Source organism: Novosphingobium aeonii, assembly GCF_052279045.1.
Classification (GTDB): Bacteria; Pseudomonadota; Alphaproteobacteria; order Sphingomonadales; family Sphingomonadaceae; genus Novosphingobium.
This window is the reverse complement of the sequence record NZ_CP176832.1, coordinates 3,311,859-3,330,253: the sequence shown is the minus strand read 5'-3', so window position 1 is coordinate 3,330,253 and position 18,395 is coordinate 3,311,859. Positions and strand designations below refer to the sequence as shown.

Sequence of the window (18,395 nt, the reverse complement as noted above, 5' to 3'; positions counted from 1 at the left end):
CGGTGGCCATGGCGGTCTCCGTCATGGGTTGGGCACTTCTTCTGGGTGCGATTTTCTGAGGCGGCCGAATGCCTCTGCCAGGCGGGGGCGCTCTCCCGGAAAGTCAAACGCCGCAACCGGAATTGCGTGAGGCCCGTAAAAAAGCGGACCGGGATGCGAAGGCATTCCGGTCCGCTTTTTGTGCGTTCAGGGCTCAGGCGAAGATAATGTCGGCGCTGGTCAGGTGGGCGTCGTAGAAACGAACGGTGGTGGTGCCGTAAGTCAGAATGGTGTTGTCGCCGAGATAGCTGAGCGAATAGGTGTTGCCTTCGAGCAGACGAACCTTGTCCAGCCCCAGTTCGAAGTCGAACACCTTGTCCGAGCCGTCATCCTTGTCGAACTCGAAGATGTCGGCACCGGTTTCCGTCGGGTCGTTGGGGTTGTCGCCATAGAGGACATCGTCGCCGGCGCCGCCGAAGATGATGTCGTCACCCGAGCCGCCGTAGATGCGGTCGGCCCCGCCGCCTCCGTTCAGATAGTCATTGCCTTCGCCGCCGCGGAGCTTGTCTGCAGAACCGCCACCGTAAATGGTGTCGTTCCCTTCGTCTCCGTAGAGGTTGTCGCTGTTGGCTCCGCCGATGATGTAGTCATCACCGCCGGCACCATGCACGGTGTCGTTGCCTTGGCCGGAAAGAATACGGTCTCCCAGCGCACTGCCGGAAATATTGTCACCAATGGATGATCCGTTGATATCTGCCACGGGAATGCTCCTTGCAATAATCGTTGCGATTTGAACTCGAAATCATTCGACGACGATTGTGCCGGCTTCCCGATTATTTGTGCAGCAAATCACGTCCACTCAAGAGAGTTTGGTGAAGTGTACCGGTTGCCCCCTCCCCCTTTCGATTTGCAGGTTCGGCGCAGTGCGCTTCAGTGCCCTCTCAATCGTGGCTTGTTCATAAGGCTTAGGGTTAATGTCGTGCAACCGTTTTGATGTGGATCTTCCATTCATTCATTTTAATATACGCCATTATGGATGGTGTTTTACGTGTTATTACTAGAGTCTATGGCGATATTGCGCGGAATTTCTTTGTTGTTCAGCGCCCGCATGTGAAGTCTCCGCTTCCGGAATGTCCATTATGGACGCAGAATTCGATGGCGGGGAGGGGGGCTTGCACTTCTGGCGGATTAACGATGGCGGGCGTCGCGAGGGCGCACAAGGAAAGGGCCCCGATTCCTCGGAGCCCTTTTGATACAGTCGCTTGGGGCGATGTGCGGGCGTCAGCGGCCCTGTCAATGAACGGGCGGCCTCACGCCCAGAGCAGTCCGGCATCGGTGTCGGCCACATGGAGGCCTTCCATTCCGACGCCCTTGATTCGGGCGAGCAGGTGGTCGCCACTTTCGTCATGCATCTGGAGATAGGTGCCCGAACCGCTGGTGACGATGTCGAACGTGGCAGTGCTGCCGTTCGCGATGCCGGTGATCAGGATCTTGTCACCATCGGCCGCGCTGAAATCGTAGATGGTGTCCATGCCTGCCACGTCGGAAGCGTCGAACACGAAGGTATCGGCGCCGGCCTCGCCATAGAGCCGGTCCGCGCCGGTTCCGCCGAAGATCCAGTCATTGCCGGTGCCGCCCATGATCGTGTCGATGCCGGCATCGCCATAAAGATGATCGTTCCCGTCATCGCCATAGAGCGTGTCGTCGCCGTTGCCGCCGTGGATGCCGTCGTCGCCGGCCATGCCGCGCAGCTTGTCGATCCCGTCGAGGCCGTCGATCCGCTCGCCTGCCGTGGTTCCCACGATGCGGTCATCCGCGCCGGTGCCGGTCAGGGTGGCTGCATAAGTGCGGCCTTCATCGCCATAAGGGCTGGTGGCCGCATGATCCGTGGAGCCCGAACCGGGCGTCTCGGTGACCGGAGCATGCACGGTTCCGTCGCCGGTGCCGGCCTCGCCCGAGGTGTTGCCGGGGACTGTCGGCGTTTCCACCGGGGCCTGCGTGACCGGCTGGTCGACCACTGCCGAAGTGCCTGCGGCGAGCAGCTTCACCAGCTGGGCGTAGCTATAGGTGCCGTCCGAGAAGGTGAAGGTTTCGACGTTGCTGATGGTCGAGACCTCGCCATACTTCGCGGAGATGAGCACGTCGCCGGTGGCCGAGACCGAGCCGGAAATCTTCGAGAAGGCGCAGTTCATGACCAGCGCGTCCTGGCCTTGCCCGCCGTCGATCCTGTCATTGCCGAAGCTGAAGTAGATCGTGTCGTTTCCGCGCCCGGCGCTCAGCATGTTGGCGACGTTGCTGCCGATCAGCGTGTCGTTGCCATCACCCGAGTAGACGTTTTCGATGGTATTGGCCGCCAGGTTCAGGGTGACGCCGGCGATCGTGCTTACCTTTGTGGCGGTAAGATCGATCGTGGTGTTGCTGGTGACGGCCGCCGTGTTGATCGTGTCGGTTCCGCCGTTCGCATCCTTGAGCACGCTGCGCTTGGCGAGATCGGCGCCGGCGTAGAGCGTGCCGAATTCGTCGGTGTAGATGTACGTGTCGTTCTTCGAGGTGTCCGCTTCGCCAAGCAGGGTCAGCGTAGCGCCCTTGAACTTGCCCGTCATCGGCACACCGGCCTTGTCGGCAGCGGCGGGATCGCGGTTGTAGATGTCGAGCTTCCAGGTACCGGCGGATTGTTCGCCCATCGAGGCGACCGAACTGAAAGTGAAGTTGCGGATGCTGCCGACGCGGCTCTCGGTTGGAAGGTCGTAGACCAGGCGGACCCGGGTACCTTCCGGCGATGTCAGGTAGACGTCGAGATCGCCTGTGTTGAGCCAGTTGAGGTCGATGGAAATCTGGACATGTTCGAGATCGATCGCATCGGTCACGGGGATGTCGAGCGAAAGGTGATCGTTCGATCCGGCAACCAGGGTCTGCGCTGTCGTGACGGTCTTGGTGGCTGTGGCCATGTTCGCGAAAGTCTGCTGTTCGTCCCAGGTTTCGGCCAGTCGCACGGCATCGTGGACGTTGAGGAAGCCGTAGCCGAATGCGTCGCTGTAATGGAGCCCGCCGCCATTGGCGTTATCGGCGCCATTCGTCCGCCAGCCGTCGCCGAAGCTTGCGCCGTCGGTCAGGCCCGTGCGGTGGGCGGAATAGGCGAGGATTTCCTGAACGTCGCGGTAGCCGAGGTCGGGGTTGGCCTGGAGCATCAGGCCGATCGTTGCCGACACGGCCGGAGCGGCGAATGATGTTCCCGAAACGCTTTCATAACGGTCGCTCAGCGTGGTGGTGAGCACGTCGCGGCCGGCGGCCGAGATCAGCACGTTCGCGCCGATGCTGGTGAAGGCGGAAGGATTGCCGTCGGCGTCGACCGAGCCGACCGCGATCGTGTAGGGCGAGTTCTGGAAGTTATGGTAGTTCGAGGTGCCGGAGGTTCCAGCGTTACCGGCCGCGAACACCAGCGAAGTGCCCAGTCCGCCGCGTCCGGTTGAAACGGCGGAAACGAGCGCTGCCTTGTATTCCGGGTTGGCATTGAAATTGTCGGCGAAGTTTTCGACGAAGCTCCAGCTGTTGTTGGCAACGTCCAGGCTGGCCGACTTCTGCAGGGCAGACACGATCTGCCCTGCGGCATTGCTGGAGGAATAGTCGACGCCGAGGCCGACGAGCGTGGCGCCGGAGGCGATGCCTACGGTTCCGATGGCATTGCCGGCTTCGGCGGCGATCACCCCGGCAACGGAAGTGCCGTGGGATTGGGGCAGGGCGGTGGCGCTGATCGTTACGGCGTCAGTCGCCGTTGCGAAGTTGTAGTCGAGCGTGGTGTCATAGGCCTTCTTGAGATCGGCATGACGAAAGTCGATCTGGGAGTCGATAACGCCGATGCGCACGCCTTTGCCGGTGTAGTCCTGCCATACGGAATAAGCGTCGATGCTCAGCTTTGAGCGGGTCGATCCGTCCAGATACCACTGCTGCTTTTCAAGAGCGTCGCCGTAATAAGTGGTTGTTGCCGCAGTCGATGCGATGATATTCTTCTTTGCCATGTGATAATACTCGCATTTTTGGCTCTATCCGGGTCGATTGTTGTTTCGGTAGAGCTGTTGGTTTCGTTTCTGCGAGATATTCAATATGGCTGTAGTGGCTAATCGGGGCCTTCTGTGCACGGTAAACGCAAATTCACGGCTGGATGTTTCGATTGTGATTCAAGTAATACTTGGTTGGTAAGGGTGATTGCGTACAATTCACAATCGTTTGGCAGTTGCAGCCGCTTTTGCCTTGCAGTCACAAACGTTTGTGCGTGCCCTTGTAGAGGTGGCGTTAACCATGCGCCGAAATGGCCGGCTTTGCAGGCCCGTTGTGGTTCCGGTTTCGCAGGCAAAAACCAGGTGGTTGCCCGGATGCCATGGCCGATAGGGGTTTCGCCCTAAGCGTGATCGTTTTTTCCGGGATCGACGCTTTTTCCCTTCCCAAGGGAGCGGAAATGTCGATTCGGTTGCCGGGTGGACTTGCCATGGGCGGGGTGAGGGACGCAGCTTGGCTCCGCTATTATTTGATAGCGCCGACAGGAGCGCAGGCCCCCGTGTCGTACAGGCGTATGCGATACCGGACCGGACCCGTGTGGCCAGCGCCCTCCGGTGCGACGACAAAGTCCAGCGTCTGCCCGGGGGCAAGCGGTATCGTCCGCTCTATCCGGATCGGGGCCGCCCCCCGGGTTGCAAACACGGACTGTCCGCCCGATCGCATGGATACGGCCAGGCCGCTTTCACTGCGGCCTGTCAGCGCGAATTCGGCCTCTATCCTGAGCACCATCCGAGACCGCGCGGTGTAGCGGAGAAGAACGGCATCTCCGTTTGCTCCTGTGGCCGGGACAATCGTGTCAGCCGCCACTCGAGGTACGGCCGCGCCGCGCGGCGCGAGATAGGGGGTCCATGGTACGCCGGCCGTCTGTTGACCGGGAAACGTCATGAAAGGCGCTTCGCGAGAGCCCGTCTTCCAGAACGGGACAAGCCCGACCGTCTGGCTGGGGATGGCACCATCGGGTGCCGGGAAAGTAAAGCCGAGGAAACTGTCCGCGATCAATGGCGTGCAGCCGAGTTTCACGTGTTCGTCGATCTTCAGTGGAACCTTGCCCGTGAGGATGAGCACCCGGTCTTCGGCCAGCATCAGAGAGGCGCCACTAAGCCGGGTTCCCGCGGCGTCGAACGCGGAAACGGAGGCGGAATCGATCGAGATCGGCCTTGCCGCGCCCCAGAGGACCCAGGTTCTGGCGCCGAACGCGTGAATGAAGGTGAAGCGATCGGGGCTTCGATCCTCCCCCCGATGATCGCCGAGTTGCTTCGTCACGAAACGGAAGGCGCGGCCTGCCTCCGTCAGTCTTGCGTCGCGTCGCAGCAAGGGGACGAACCCGTCGCCCCGATCGTTGAGCGGGTACCAATCGAACTCCGCGATGCCCAGAGACGAAAGGGTCGCGTAAGCGCGGACCAGATCGTCACCGGCATGCTCTGGGTCCAGGCTGCCATATTCGGTCATGTAGAGCGGTATTGGCGCCAGAGAAGGATGGCGGCGGAGGACTGCGACTTGAGCGGGAAGTTGATCGATCGGCGTGGTGTAAGGATGGAGCGCGAGACCGTCGAGCAGGCCGGCGCCGCCCTGATCGAGAAGGGGCCAGAGAAAGCCGCCGGGCAGCGAATGGGTGGAGCCGCCAATGACCTTGATATCCGGCCGTACCGCTCTCGCGGCCTTGGCTGCGCTTCGTACCATGGCCAGGTGGTAGGCGAGGCGCTGCGCGGGCGGCGCGTCCTTCATCGGGCCGGAAACGAAATTGTTGCCGTTGATCTCATTGCCGATTTCCAGCGTGTCGATCGCAGGATACCGGCGCACCACTTCGGCAACGAACTTCCCGAATGCCGCGAGCGCTTCGGGCGAATGCGGTGTCTGTCCGGCATCGTAGAGCGGATTTCCCCAGTTGAGCGTCAGGGTCATCCGGGCATGGTGCTGCTCCAGGCTGGCCGGATACAGGGACATCGGCTGGTCGAAGGTGTAGCGGCCTCTGGTTTTCTCGACGTCTGCCCAGCGGATGCTGTCGCGCCAGTTCGCAAGCGGCAGAGCCAGGGCGGCATTGAACAGGCGAGGGAGGTTGCCCTGCGAGAAATTGGAGGCGGCGCCCAGCCGCATCGGTGGGAGCGGGGCGCGGATTTCAGAAGCAAGCCGCGCGCCGGGTTGCGCTTCTGGTCCTGCTTCGAGGCGGCTGGGGCGCTGCGGGTTTCCGGCGGGCGCCTGAGCGGCAGCAAGCGCGGCGATCAGTGCGAGTATCCGTTTCACTGAAGATTATTCTGAAATTTCAAGGCGTAATGGCTCGTGCGATTTCGGTGTGCAGGCTTTCTACCCCATAACGCGCCTGCGCGATTACGCGGGCGTGGGTGTTGGGGGCTATTCCGTTCGCCATGGCTTGAGCCAGCAGGAAGGCGGCTGTTTCGGCCGGGGTGGAGGCTGGATCGACAAGCCATTCGCCGTGATCGATGGAATGTACAAAGGAGGCGAGCTTGGGGTCCCAGTCCAGCGCGACGAAGGGAATCCTGCACGCGTAGGATGCGATAATTGCGTGCATTCTGAAGGCGATAAGTCCGCCGAGACCGGAAATGAGCCGCGCCAGTTCGCCCGGCGTATCGGCTTCGGGAAACGAGATCTGGCCTGGCAGGGCGATGGTTTCGAAGGCGCTGCGAAGCCTGGCGGCGCAGGCGCGGTCTTCCGGGCTGCCATTCGTGAATACGGCGACCCGAAACCCGCGTGCAACCAGGGTTTCTGCGAGATTCAGGTACCAATCCTCGAGCTGTCGGGCCTGCGGGGCATGTTCCGCATGGTATTGCACGGCGACGGGGGCAGTCACATTCAACCCGACCAGAACGGCACCTGGACGGGGTTGAGAAGCACCGAGGCCGTAGCGTTCGCCGGCGAGGAGGCCAGGGTCGCGCACCAGTCTGGCAGGGAGGCCTGCATGTTCGCCGAAAAGGTCGTGCCACAGCGATATCGATCTTTCGTCGCGCAGGAACACCTGCCGGACCGCGCCTCTGGCAAGCGCCTGTTGCAGCAGCGCCGCCCCTTGCCTGCTCCAGCCTGAGGAGACCCCACAGCCATAGATGAAAACCGGCAGTCCGCGATCCGCCGCTTCATGGATTGCCAGGGCCAGTTTGGTCGGGAAATTGAGATCGAGATCGGCGATGAGGTTTCCGCCTCCGATCACCACGCAATCGGCATCCCGCAATGCGGCGCGGTAATGGGGCAGCCAGCGGCGGCGGCTCTGGACAGCGAGCGGCAGGCGGACCGCGAGCCGGCGGAGCGCGGGCGGCAACGACTGGAGCATCCGCATCAGCGCCGACCGGCCCGCCGTGCCGCGACCGTATGCCGAACGCGCTGCGAGATCGATCGAGCATGTGCTTTCATCGGCCCCGCATTCCACCAGCGCCTGTTCGAGGCACTCCGAAAGCAGGCCGTCCCCGAGGTTTGGGCTGTATTTCACGTTGAAGATCCGCACGCGGGGGCGAGGCCGCGGGGAAGGGCGTGCGGCGGTGTGGTTCAGGGCGCTGGTCGATGGCATCGGTGCGGTTATTCCGGTCATGCGGCCATTTCGGGCGAGGCTGCCGGAGCGGCCCCGCAATCGAGATTGCGGATGACTTGCGCGATCACGCCGGACGATGTCGGCAGATATTCGAAGCGTCCTTGCCGGCCGGCGGAGATGATCCCGACCCCGGCGATGCGATCCAGCGCGGCATCAAGGCGTGCGCGCGCGCCCACCGTGTAGAGCGGATAGCTGTCCTCCACGAGTTCATGGCCTTCCAGCCGAAGGTCGCTGGCGAGGCCGAGCCTTGTTGCATGATCGCGGAAATCTTCGAAGGCGGCGCCGGGGCTGTGGCGGGCGCCGGGGGGCAGGGTGGTTTCCACCGAGAAGAATTCCCGGCCGCACGCGGGGTCCGGATAGATGCGCGAATAGATCGTGGCGCGTTTCCATTCGCCTTCGGCATGGAAGTTGAACAGCACATTCCCCGCATCCGGATGGAGGTGCGCTGCGGAAACGTAAAGCGTGGTCATGTCGAGCGAGACGGTGCCGGAAGGCGCCGAGAACAGTACCTGGTGGAGCGCATCCACCGGGATCGTGCTGACCACCGCCGAAGCGAGCCGGGTGGTGCGGGGGGCTCCATCCCGGCCAGCACCATGGTTCGGGCCGTGATGGCCGCTCTGGCCCGAGCCCTGCGTGCCGACGCGGAAGAAGCTGCCTTCCCGCTCCACGGCGGAAAGCTGTTCGCCAAATGCGAATTCGACCCCCGCCGCCGTCAGGCGTTCCACGATCGGGCGGAACATCGCCTGATATCCTTCGCGCGGGCGCACGCGCATCGGCCAGCGTTTGCGGTGCTGGCTGCCCTGCCGGATCATGATTGCGCGGGCGGCGCTGCGTGCCAGCGCGTTCATGCGGGTGAAACGCTCGATGATGGCCATTCGCCGGAAAAAGAATTCCTCGTCGATCTGTTCGGGCGGGACGTGATGGAAGCGGCCGATGTAGGAGCGCAGGCCGGTATCTTCGAAGAATGTGCCGCCCAGCCGCTTGCGGCAGATCGCTTCAAGGGTTCCATCGCGGCTGACGGCGATGCGCGAGCCGAGGAGATCCAGCACCGACCGGGCGAGCCGCAAGGGGGATTGCTTGAGCAGATCGCGCGGTTCGATGGGGTAGAGCAGGATCGAACCGTCAGGCGCGACGCGCCGTTGCAGGCTCAGGACCTGGGGGCAGAGATCGCGGATTCCCGGCGCCAGATCGAAGACCCTGGCGTTTTCTTCGTAGAAGATGCTGCCGACATCGAAAGTATAGGGGCCGATCTGGCGGCTGCGGTGCGTGCCCCCGGCGGCGTTGCCGCGTTCTATGACGATGACTTTGTGACCCGATCTCACGAGGCTGTCCGCCGCTGCAAGGCCGGCGATCCCGGCGCCGAGGACGATCGTCGGCCCGCCGGTAAGGTGCAGGGGAAGTTCGCTCACGCCGGGGGCGGGCCGGCCGCGTGGCATCCGGCGAGAAACGTCTTTTGGGGCCTGGAGAATTCGGGGAGATGTTGCAAGCGATGCTCCAAGCAAGACCGAGGAGAGGGAGCCTCCCGTTTCCGGCGTTCGTTTTATGGTTCCGGCATGGCCTCGGCAACGCGATCAGGGTCCATTACGGCGGGCGTTTCCATCCATTTCGGATGGCCCGGCATCCACCGTTCAGCGCGCCAGCGCCCGAACGCAAAAGCGCCGCGGCCGCGCCTCCCGCGTGAGCGGTGGAGGCGAAGCCGCGGCGTTCTGGATAGGCGAAATCCGGTCCCGGAAGGCTGGTGGGCCTTCCGGGCCTTTCATCCGGTCAGATCAGAAGCTGGCGCCGACCGAGAACAGGACGGTCGATCCGGCGATCTGCGAGCCGTTCTTCGTGGAAGAGAAGTTCGGCTGGAGGTAGGCGCTTTCCGACTTGGAAATATCGGTGTCCACATAGGCGACGCCAAGCGTGACCGGGCCGAGCGCGAGGTCGGCGCCGAGCATCCAGTCGAGGTATTCGCCGGTCGGCGCGACGCTGGTGCCGTTCGGGCCGAGGCCGGAGTTGCCCTTCGAGTAGCCGAGGTGCGCCTTGAGCGTCAGCGGGGTGCTGGGGATGGCGGTGTTGCCGTCGGCCCACATGTAGAAGTTGTCCGACTTGGCGCCGGGGCGGCCGATGCCGTCGGCATAGTCGTCACCGCTGGCATAGACCTTGCCAAGCGCCTGCTGCTTGGGCGCGTAGGCGACGCCGACCAGCATGTTGGCAGGGCCGATCGCGCCCGAGAGCTTCACGTAGGGTTCGGCGAAGTCGGTGTCCGAAGCGCCGCCCGGATACATGTACCAGGTGAGGCCGACGTCCAGCTTCACGCCGCTGGTGATCTCGGTGGCGTAGCCGGCCACGAGGTCGAGTTCCATGTTCGATCCGCCGAAGGTGCCCCAGCCGGAGAGGTTCGAGGCCCAGGTGCCGACGTAGGCGCCGCTGGCGTGGGACACGGTGATGCCGCCCTGAACGGCCATTTCCTTGTCGGTCTGCGAGACCCCGCGGAAGCGATAGTCGGAAACGAGGCCGACGGTGCCGGATACGGTGATCTCGCTCGGGACCTCTTCCTGGGCCATGGCAGGAGCGGAGAAAGCAATACCGGACGCGGCGAGGCCAAGCAGGCCTGCGGCAAGACGGATTTTCATATGGAACGCCCTCATGATGACTGTTGTCGCGTTCCATCCTGCGGCCTGCAGCCGGGCCCTACATGCGTGGCGAACCCGTTTCGTGCAGACTTGCACGGTGTTACGGGCCGTAATTGTCCTTTGGTTTTCCCATCCGTGACAAAGTGTGTCTGATCGCCACGCGGCGCCGGGGCGATGGGGCGCCCCCGGCCGGAGGCGGCCGGCGAAAGGCATGCGGGCAAAAAGAAACCGGGCGATCCCGCATGGAGATCGCCCGGCAGAGGAAAGGGGCGCGGACGAGAAGGTGCCCGCGCCTTACGAGATCGAAGTGATCGTCAGGCCGCGATCGGAAGCGGGCGCAGGATCGGCTCGGGGCCGGTCACGCGGTCCGCATGGCCGCTCTGGCGGCGCCGGTTAAGCCATTCGCTGATCGTCTCGGACGTGGTGTGATCCATGACCTTGAGCTGGCCGAGGTCCAGGTGGACCGGGCGGCCGTGCGGCAGCTTTTCCAGCACGTTGTTGAGGCGGGTGAGGCCGAGGAAGGTGGCGCCGCCGCCAAGGGCGAGGCGGGTCGATTCGCCCGCTTCGTGTTCCTCGACATGCTCCTCCACCTTGAGCTTCAGGTTCCTGAAGTGCGGGGCCAGTTCCACCACTGTCAGCGCCAGGCCGACGAGCACGCCGGTCAGCAGGTCGGTGGTGACCACGAGCGCGAAGGTCACTGCCCAGATCAGCGCCGGGAAGGCCCCGTAGTTGTGGAACAGGTGGCGCACGTGGCTGAGGCTGACCAGCCTGAAGCCGGTGACGACGAGGACGCCGCCCAGTGCCGCCATCGGCACTTCGCGCAGCAGCCAGGGCAGCAGGGCGATGAAGGCGAGAATCCATGCGCCGTGCAGGATCGCCGACAGGCGGGTCTTGGCGCCGGCCTGCACGTTGGCCGAGCTGCGCACGATCACGCCGGTCATCGGCAGGGCGCCGAACACGCCGCAAAGCAGGTTGCCGATGCCCTGCGCACGCAGTTCCTTGTCGTACTTGGTGCGCACGCCGTCATGCATGCGATCGACCGCGGCGGCCGAAAGCAGCGTCTCGGCGCTGGCGATGAAGGCGATGGCGAGTGCGGCCACGATCAGCGCCGGGTTGGCGAGCGGGGCGAACCAGCCGGTGCTGGTGGGCAGTGCGAAGGCGGCGCCGATCGATTCCGGAACGGCGATGCGGGCAACGTCGAGGCCCATGGTCCAGGCCACGGCGGTAGCCGCGACCACGCCGAGCAGGGCGCCGGGGACGAGGCCCATGGACTTCGGACGGACCTTTTCCCAGCCGAGCATGATCGCCATCGTCAGGACGCCGAGCATGACGGCCATTTCGGTGGAGGCCATGTTGCCCGGATCGAGGCCGAGAATGCGCGCGGGCATCATCGCCATGTTCTGGAGACCGCTCGACATCGGCTTCTCGTCGAAGAGGATGTGGAACTGGCCGATCACGATGAGCGCGCCGATGCCGGCAAGCATGCCGTGGACGACGGCGGGGCTGATCGCGCGGAACAGGCCGCCGAGGCGGAGCGTACCGGCGAGAACCTGGATCAGGCCGGCCAGCAGGAGGACGGGGCCGAGCGCTTCGAGGCCGTGCTCGCGCACGAATTCGAAGACGATGACGGCAAGGCCGGCCGCCGGGCCGCTCACCTGGAGAGGCGAGCCTGCCAGCAGGCCGACCACGAGGCCGCCGATGATGCCGGTGACGAGCCCCTTTTCAGGGGGCACGCCCGACGCGATGGCAATGCCCATGCAGAGCGGCATTGCCACGAGGAACACCACGATCGAGGCCGTGAAGTCCCTGCCGAAGTGGGCGAAAGGCCCACTCCGGGTTGTCTCCGGAGAGGTGGGGGCGGCGGTCGTCATTCCGCTGCCTCGGCGAATTCGGAGGCGATGCGGGCGCGGGCGGAAAGCGCGACCGGAAGCGGCGCTTCCTCACGCAGCGGCACGAACTGGCCGGTTTCGCCGTCGAGGCCGAGGACCTGGCCGGCGTGAATGTCGACGAACCAGCCGTGCAGCGTCATTTCGCCGCGGGCGATGGCGGCGGCAACCGCGGGGTGGGTGCGCAGGTGGCTGATCTGGGCGATGATGTTTTCGAGCGTGATGGCGCGGACGCGGTCCTCGCCCGAGAGGTCGCCATGGCAGGTGCTGACGATATGCTCGGCGGCGGCGCCGTGCTTGAGCCAGGCGGCGACGTTCGGCATCGTTTCCAGACCGGTCGGGTCGGCAAGCGCCTTCATGGCGCCGCAGCCCGAGTGGCCGCTGACGATGATGTCGCGCACGCCGAGGGCGGCCACGGCATATTCCACGGTCGAGGTCACGCCGCCGTTCTGGGTTGCGTAAGGCGGCACCATGTTGCCGGCGTTGCGGCAGACGAACAGGTCGCCCGGCTGGGCCTGCATGATCTGCTCCGGCACGATACGCGAATCGGCGCAGGAGATCATCAGGGCCTTGGGCTCCTGACCTTCGCGGGTGAGCTTGCCGAACAGTTCGCTGCTGGCGGGGAAGATGGTCTTCTCGAAGTGGAAGACGCGTCCGATCAGTTCATTCACTCTCGTAACCTTTCCTTGATTCGGTTGCCCCGCGCGCACGGAGGGGTTTGGGGGACGCGGGCGCGGAGCTTGATGGGAAAGGTACGTGTCGCTGTTTTCGCAGGTCGTGCGCGTTTGTCAGGAAATGTTGCTGCAGCGCAGCGTGGATGAACGGCAATTCAGGAAAGCCCCCGGTAAAGCGGGAGTTTCCGGGGATGGCAGTCGTGTTTCAGGGAATTGCCGAATATTAACAGCGTGTTGTCCGCCCGGCTGGACAGCAGGACCGGCGGCAATCGCGATCAGCGCGTTCCGAGCGGCAGCCTGATCGTTGCCCGCAGGCCGCCTTCGGGCCGGTTGCGCAGGTCCAGCGTGCCGCCTTCCAGCCGCACCGCCTTGCGCACGATCGGCAGGCCCAGGCCCATGCCGGCCGTGTCGCGGGCGCGGGCGGTGTCGAGGCGGACGAAGGGCTGGAGCGCGTCGGGAATGCGCTCCTCGGGAATGCCGGGGCCGTCGTCGTCGACGGTTATCTCGGCGCCGTCGCCGTCGCGCCGCAGGCTGACGCGGACATTGCCGCCGTAGTGCAGCGCGTTCTCGATCAGGTTGGACAAGGCGCGGCGGATCGAGACCGGGCGGGCCATGATCTCGAGGCTGGTCGGGCCGCTGTAGGAGGCATTGGCCCCGCGATCGGCGGCGGTATCCACCAGCGTCTCGGCCATGATGGCCAGGTCGATGCGCTCCGCCGGGATCTGGGTGCCGCCCGTTTCCACATAGGCCTGGATCGAATCGAGCAGCATCCGCATCTCGTCGATGTCGTGATTGATGCCGTCGCGCACCACCGCATCTACCTCGCCATCGTCCAGCCGCAGCCTCATGCGGGCGAGCGGCGTCTTCAGGTCGTGGCCGATGGCGAGCATGGTATGCGTGCGATCGAGCAGGGACTGGTGAATGCGTTCCTGCATCTCGTTCATCGCCCGGATGAGCTGGCGCATTTCATCGGGGCCGCGTTCGGGGACGGGCCGGGGCGGACCGGCGCCGAGATGGCGGGTGGCGCGGATCAGCGAACGCAGCGGATTGAGCGCGGCGCGCAGCAGGATCCAGGCGAAGGTGATGAGCAGCAGGGTCGGCAGGACCAGGCTGGCGAGCCGCCCGGCGCTCAGCTTCCAGGCGGAGCGGGCATGGGTCCGGAAATCGAGGACGCTGTGGTCCGGCAGGCGCAGCGAGCCGCCGATATTGCCGTCCCGCGGGATCGATTCGAGGTGCAGTTCAAGGTCGCTATGCGCGAGTTCCGGGGCGATCTCGATGATCTGGGCGCGCAAGTTGGCAAGGCCCAGCGACCCGCGATAGCGCTTGCCTTCCGTCAGGCGCAGCGAGAACTGCGGCGAGCTCAGCGCGGCGGTGACCTTCTGGCGGTCGCCAGGGAGGCTGTGGTCGATCGCGCGGCTCGCCAGCACGAGATTCTCGGCGATGCGCTGGGCGTCGTCGCGGCGCAGTTCGAACGTGTTGGCACGCTCGAACAGCACCGTGTTGCAGACGACATCGATGACGAAGACCAGCAGCAGTACTGCGATCAGCCGCTCAGGCAGGCCGAAGCGCCGGAACAGACGGAACCGGCGCAAGGTCATCAGGCGCGCGTTACCTCGGCCTTGAACATGTAGCCGACGCCGCGAACCGTCACGATCGGCGATTCGCCGCCTTCCGCCTGCAGCTTGCGGCGCAGGCGGCTGACGAGCACGTCCACGCTGCGGTCCGAACTGTCGCCCAGGCGCGAGCGCGAAAGCTCGATCAGCCGCTCGCGGCCGAGCACGCGCTGCGGATAGGCGAGGAACGTGGCGAGCAGGTCGAACTCGGCGCCGGTGAGGTCCACCATGGCCCCGGTCGGCGAGCGCAGTTCGCGGCGCGCCATCGACAGGTTCCAGCCTTCGAAGTGAATCGATTCGGGCGTGCGGCCATCGGCGACGGCATCGTTCCCCGTGAATTCGGCAGTGGCCGCGCCATTGCCGCCCCGGCGCAGCACGGCGCTGACGCGGGCCGCCAGTTCACGGGTGCTGAAGGGCTTGGCCAGATAGTCGTCCGCGCCCAGTTCGAGGCCGAGCACACGGTCTTCCTCGCTGCCGCGCGCGCTGATGAAGATCACCGGGATGTCGCATTCGCGGCGCAGGCGGCGGAACAGGTCGAAGCCGCTGGTGCCGGGAAGCATGATGTCGAGCACGACGAGGCTCACGGGGCCTTCGCGCAGGGTCACCCACATTTCGGCGCCGGTCGCGGCGGTGAGCACGTTGAAACCGCTCTGCCTGAGGGCGCGCGCGGTGAGGGTGCGCAGGGGGCCGTCGTCCTCCACCAACAGGATCGTCGGGGTGGGCATGGGGCCGTCGTCGAGGTGGCGATAGATGGGGGCTGTGGTGTTGCTCATCGTCTCTTCATGCACAGATGTATGATTTCGGGCGCGGCTTGGCAAAATCTTTGGATAAAACCCTGGGGCAAAACCTTCAGGCAATCCCGATCGGGCCGTTAGCGGATGGCGCCCGCCAGTTTCTCGTCCGCCAGTCTCTCGTCCGTCGATGCGCCGGCCCGGTGCCGGGTTGCACCGGGCCGGCGGGGACGATCACTGAGCCTTCGGTGCGGAGACTTCGGCGCTGGCGAGGGCCGGTGCCGCGGTTGCGGCCTGGGCATGGACGTTGCGGTGGCGGCAATCGCGGCCCTTCGAGGGTTCGGGATGGCAGACGCCGCGCGACTGGGCCTGCGTCTTGGCCTTGGGGGCGGCAACCGCGGTATGGCCCTTGAGGTGGGCGGACGTGGTGTTGGCGATCGCGGCGCCGGGGATGGCGACGACGACGAAGGCAGCGGCGGCAATCAGGGTAGACTTCATTATTTCAGCTCCAGACTTTGCGTGGAGCCGAATCTGGGCATGCTTCGTGTCTTGCCTCGTGCAAGAATGTAACGAAGTGTTGCTCGGTGGAGAGTCTTGGAAACGAACGGGAAAAACATCGGAAACCATGCGGACGCAGCACGGTGGACCCCGGTGGGGGGTGTTTTCGTCGTTCGTTGTCTTGATGGGAAAAGCTGAAACCGTTGCCGCATGGCGGAGACGGAGGGATTCGAACCCTCGGTACCCCCTTAAGGGTACGACGGTTTAGCAAACCGCTGGTTTCAGCCACTCACCCACGTCTCCGGATGCGGCCTAGGCGGGCCCTATAGCGAGGGGTATCGGGGGCGGCAAGGGGGGCTAATGCAGGTTTTTCGCTTTTTCGAAACGCTTGTGGGCAGATGCGAGGTTTCCTGCGGGTTCGGCCCGCCGCAAAACGGAGTCGCCCTGTCGACCGTTCATTGCGGGGTCAGGCGCACTGGATTCTCTAGTGACATGCCGTAGTGCGCCCAGCGGGGGCGCCTGCCTTTTTGATTTCGGGATCGCCATTGGAGGGCCAGAAAATGCCAGTCACCATGCAAATCGCCGCCAGGGGGGCGCCGGTTCGCTTGTCGAGCAAGCTGGGCGGAGCGGCCGCGGCCCTGCTCGTGCCCCTGCTCGTGCTCGTCGCGCCGATGACCTCGGCCGTGGCACAAGTGACCACCGTCGATCCGGATGCGGCGATCGACGCGGACATCAGCAGCGGCAACAATGCCGGAACCAGCTATCAGCCGCCGGTATCCAGCCCTGCCCAGACCGCGCAGGCCCAGCCGGCCTATCCCGGCAACGGCACGCCGGTCGATTCGTCCAGCAACGGTTCGACCTGGAACGGCAGCCCCGCGCCCATGCAGGCGCCGCCGGCCCAGAGCACCACCTATCACGAGGACGATCTGATCGGCGCGGCCGAGGGCGTGTTCGGCAAGGGCGCCAAGGGCCTGGCCGGCGTGATCGAGGACCTGCTCAAGAAGCAGGGCGAGCCCAATGGCTATATCGTCGGCCGTGAAGGCGGCGGCGCCATCGCCGTGGGCCTGCGCTACGGCTCCGGTACGCTCTACCACAAGATCGAGGGCGAACAGCCGGTCTACTGGACCGGGCCTTCGATCGGCTTCGATGCCGGGGCAAATGCGGGCAACGCCTTCGTGCTGGTCTACAACCTCAACGACACCGAAGACCTCTATCACCGGTTCGGCGCGGGCGAGGGGCAGGCCTATCTCGTGGGCGGCTTCACCGTCAGCTACCTGCGTCGCGGCGACGTGGTGCTGATCCCGGTGCGGGCCGGTGCGGGCCTGCGTCTGGGCGCGAACATCGGCTACATGAAGTTCACGCACAAGCAGAGCTGGATGCCGTTCTAGCCTGCGTCGTTGCTCGTCCGGTCCCCCGATCCACCGGGGCCGGACGAGCACGCGAACCCGTTTCAAGAGCCTGTCGGGAATGCGATTTTCCCTGCTGCGCGCCTTTCCGGGAAGTTGCACAAAATTTCGCGGTACAGGCTTTCCGGGACTGTGCGGCGCGATAAATTCCGGCATCCCGGCAATTCCCTGTCGATCTGCCATTGCGCGCTTTCCCTGCCCGGTCTAAGGCCCCGCGCGCCATGCTTACGAACCTTCAGCAACAGCCCGCCGACGCGCTTCTTGCGCTGATCAAGCTCCACAACGACGATCCGCGCGCGGACAAGATCGACCTTGGTGTCGGCGTCTACCGCACCGGTGAGGGCGACACGCCTGTGTTCCGCTCGATCAAGGCCGCGGAGGCCAAACTCGTCGCGGAGCAGGATTCGAAAGCCTACCTCGGCCCCGAGGGCGACATGGGCTTCGTCGAAGCGCTGATGCCCTACGTCTTCGGCAAGGCCGACCCTTCGATGGGCGGCCGCATCGAAGGCATGCAGACCCCCGGCGGCACCGGCTCGCTGCGCCTCGCGCTCGCCATGGTGAAGCGCGCCGGCTACAACCGCATCATCGTCGGCGTTCCCAGCTGGCCCAACCACGCCCAGATCTGCGCCGACCTCGGCCTTGAAGTCGTTGAATTCAACCACGCGCTCGCTTCGGGCACCACCGACATGGACGCGCTGCGCGGCGCCATCGCCAATGCCCAGGCGGGCGACGCCATCCTGCTTCACGGCTGCTGCCACAACCCCACCGGCATCGACTACAGCAACGAGCAGTGGGACGAGATTGCCGGCCTGATCGCCGCTTCGAAGATCCTCCCCATCCTCGACCTCGCCTATCAGGGCCTGGGCAAGGGCATGGAAGAAGACGCCTACGGCCTGCGCCGCGTGCTCGCTGCCGTGCCGGAAGCGCTGATCTGCTATTCGTGCGACAAGAACTTCGGCCTCTACCGTGACCGCGTGGGCGCGCTCTACGCGATGGTGGGCGATCCGGCCGACCTTACCAAGGTCATGTCGAACGGCCACAACCTTGCCCGCGCCAACTGGTCGCAGCCGCCAGACCACGGCGGCGCCGCTGTCCGCCTCGTCCTCGAAGACGAGACGCTGACCGCAGACTGGCTCGCCGAGCTGGACGAGATGCGCGACCGCATGCGCGAAGTCCGCGCCAAGCTGGCCGAGGCCGGCACCGCCGGTTCGGCCGACCTGACGCCGATGGGCGGCCAGAACGGCCTGTTCTCGATCGTGCCGCTGAACAAGGACCAGGTCCTTGCCATGCGCACCAAGCACGGCGTCTACATGGCCGGTTCCGGCCGCATCAACGTGGCGGGCCTGACGATGGGCAACATCGACAAGTTCATCGCCGCCGTTGCGGACGTGACCGCCTGATC

Annotated in this window: 13 protein-coding genes and 1 tRNA gene; 2 read left to right on the top strand and 12 right to left on the bottom strand. The window is 64.8% G+C overall.

All coding sequences use genetic code 11. From position 1 onward, the window contains the following. Window positions 1-193 precede the first annotated feature (193 nt). The 12 genes from ACLIMP_RS15835 to ACLIMP_RS15780 form a co-directional block, all read right to left on the bottom strand. Window positions 194-739 (bottom strand): calcium-binding protein, encoded by a 546-nt coding sequence (locus ACLIMP_RS15835; protein WP_132469728.1) that lies wholly within the window; start codon window positions 737-739, stop codon window positions 194-196. Window positions 740-1,289: 550 nt separating this feature from the next. Beyond that, window positions 1,290-3,995: a S8 family serine peptidase gene (locus ACLIMP_RS15830; RefSeq protein ID WP_054438399.1), complete on the bottom strand. Its 2,706-nt coding sequence runs from the start codon at window positions 3,993-3,995 to the stop codon at window positions 1,290-1,292. Between the two features lie 502 nt (window positions 3,996-4,497). Then, window positions 4,498-6,273 carry a glycoside hydrolase 5 family protein gene (locus tag ACLIMP_RS15825; RefSeq protein WP_324696698.1) on the bottom strand — a complete coding sequence of 592 codons (1,776 nt, stop codon included), beginning with the start codon at window positions 6,271-6,273 and terminating at the stop codon, window positions 4,498-4,500. Between the two features lie 19 nt (window positions 6,274-6,292). After that, window positions 6,293-7,468, bottom strand: a complete 1,176-nt coding sequence (locus tag ACLIMP_RS15820) for a polysaccharide pyruvyl transferase family protein (protein WP_443477950.1) — start codon at window positions 7,466-7,468, stop codon at window positions 6,293-6,295. A 95-nt stretch (window positions 7,469-7,563) separates the two neighbouring features. Beyond that, window positions 7,564-8,976 (bottom strand): FAD-dependent oxidoreductase, encoded by a 1,413-nt coding sequence (locus tag ACLIMP_RS15815; protein WP_324696696.1) that lies wholly within the window; start codon window positions 8,974-8,976, stop codon window positions 7,564-7,566. Window positions 8,977-9,336: 360 nt separating this feature from the next. Beyond that, window positions 9,337-10,185 carry a TorF family putative porin gene (locus ACLIMP_RS15810; RefSeq protein ID WP_324696694.1) on the bottom strand — a complete coding sequence of 283 codons (849 nt, stop codon included), beginning with the start codon at window positions 10,183-10,185 and terminating at the stop codon, window positions 9,337-9,339. Window positions 10,186-10,499: 314 nt separating this feature from the next. Continuing rightward, window positions 10,500-12,056, bottom strand: coding sequence for a SulP family inorganic anion transporter (locus ACLIMP_RS15805; RefSeq protein ID WP_443477949.1), 1,557 nt, complete (start codon window positions 12,054-12,056; stop codon window positions 10,500-10,502). Further along, on the bottom strand, window positions 12,053-12,742 hold the full coding sequence (locus ACLIMP_RS15800) for a carbonic anhydrase (RefSeq protein ID WP_054438406.1): 690 nt from the start codon (window positions 12,740-12,742) through the stop codon (window positions 12,053-12,055). The genes ACLIMP_RS15805 and ACLIMP_RS15800 overlap by 4 nt, the downstream gene beginning before the upstream one ends. Before the next feature lie 278 nt (window positions 12,743-13,020). After that, window positions 13,021-14,343 (bottom strand): ATP-binding protein, encoded by a 1,323-nt coding sequence (locus ACLIMP_RS15795; protein WP_054438408.1) that lies wholly within the window; start codon window positions 14,341-14,343, stop codon window positions 13,021-13,023. Beyond that, window positions 14,343-15,083 (bottom strand): response regulator transcription factor, encoded by a 741-nt coding sequence (locus ACLIMP_RS15790; protein WP_054438532.1) that lies wholly within the window; start codon window positions 15,081-15,083, stop codon window positions 14,343-14,345. Before ACLIMP_RS15790 ends, ACLIMP_RS15795 begins: the two co-directional genes overlap by 1 nt. 240 nt (window positions 15,084-15,323) lie before the next feature. Then, complete coding sequence (locus ACLIMP_RS15785) at window positions 15,324-15,587, bottom strand: hypothetical protein (protein ID WP_443477948.1); 264 nt, start codon at window positions 15,585-15,587, stop codon at window positions 15,324-15,326. A 211-nt stretch (window positions 15,588-15,798) separates the two neighbouring features. Continuing rightward, window positions 15,799-15,890: transfer RNA gene (locus tag ACLIMP_RS15780), tRNA-Ser, on the bottom strand. A gap of 257 nt (window positions 15,891-16,147) precedes the next feature. On the opposite strand from ACLIMP_RS15780, the gene ACLIMP_RS15775 reads away from it, so the two are divergent. After that, complete coding sequence (locus tag ACLIMP_RS15775; protein ID WP_324696688.1) at window positions 16,148-16,975, top strand: DUF1134 domain-containing protein; 828 nt, start codon at window positions 16,148-16,150, stop codon at window positions 16,973-16,975. A 239-nt stretch (window positions 16,976-17,214) separates the two neighbouring features. Next, complete coding sequence (locus tag ACLIMP_RS15770) at window positions 17,215-18,393, top strand: amino acid aminotransferase (protein ID WP_132469738.1); 1,179 nt, start codon at window positions 17,215-17,217, stop codon at window positions 18,391-18,393. The last annotated feature ends 2 nt before the right edge of the window (window positions 18,394-18,395 follow it).

Excerpts from the sequence above, each read along its gene's own strand:
- ACLIMP_RS15775 (WP_324696688.1), top strand. The coding sequence starts at position 16,148 with ATGCCAGTCACCATGCAAATCGCCGCCAGGGGGGCGCCGGTTCGCTTG.
- ACLIMP_RS15795 (WP_054438408.1), bottom strand. The coding sequence starts at position 14,343 with ATGACCTTGCGCCGGTTCCGTCTGTTCCGGCGCTTCGGCCTGCCTGAG.
- ACLIMP_RS15830 (WP_054438399.1), bottom strand. The coding sequence starts at position 3,995 with ATGGCAAAGAAGAATATCATCGCATCGACTGCGGCAACAACCACTTAT.
- ACLIMP_RS15790 (WP_054438532.1), bottom strand. The coding sequence starts at position 15,083 with ATGCCCACCCCGACGATCCTGTTGGTGGAGGACGACGGCCCCCTGCGC.
- ACLIMP_RS15810 (WP_324696694.1), bottom strand. The coding sequence starts at position 10,185 with ATGAAAATCCGTCTTGCCGCAGGCCTGCTTGGCCTCGCCGCGTCCGGT.
- ACLIMP_RS15785 (WP_443477948.1), bottom strand. The coding sequence starts at position 15,587 with ATGAAGTCTACCCTGATTGCCGCCGCTGCCTTCGTCGTCGTCGCCATC.
- ACLIMP_RS15805 (WP_443477949.1), bottom strand. The coding sequence starts at position 12,056 with ATGACGACCGCCGCCCCCACCTCTCCGGAGACAACCCGGAGTGGGCCT.
- ACLIMP_RS15770 (WP_132469738.1), top strand. The coding sequence starts at position 17,215 with ATGCTTACGAACCTTCAGCAACAGCCCGCCGACGCGCTTCTTGCGCTG.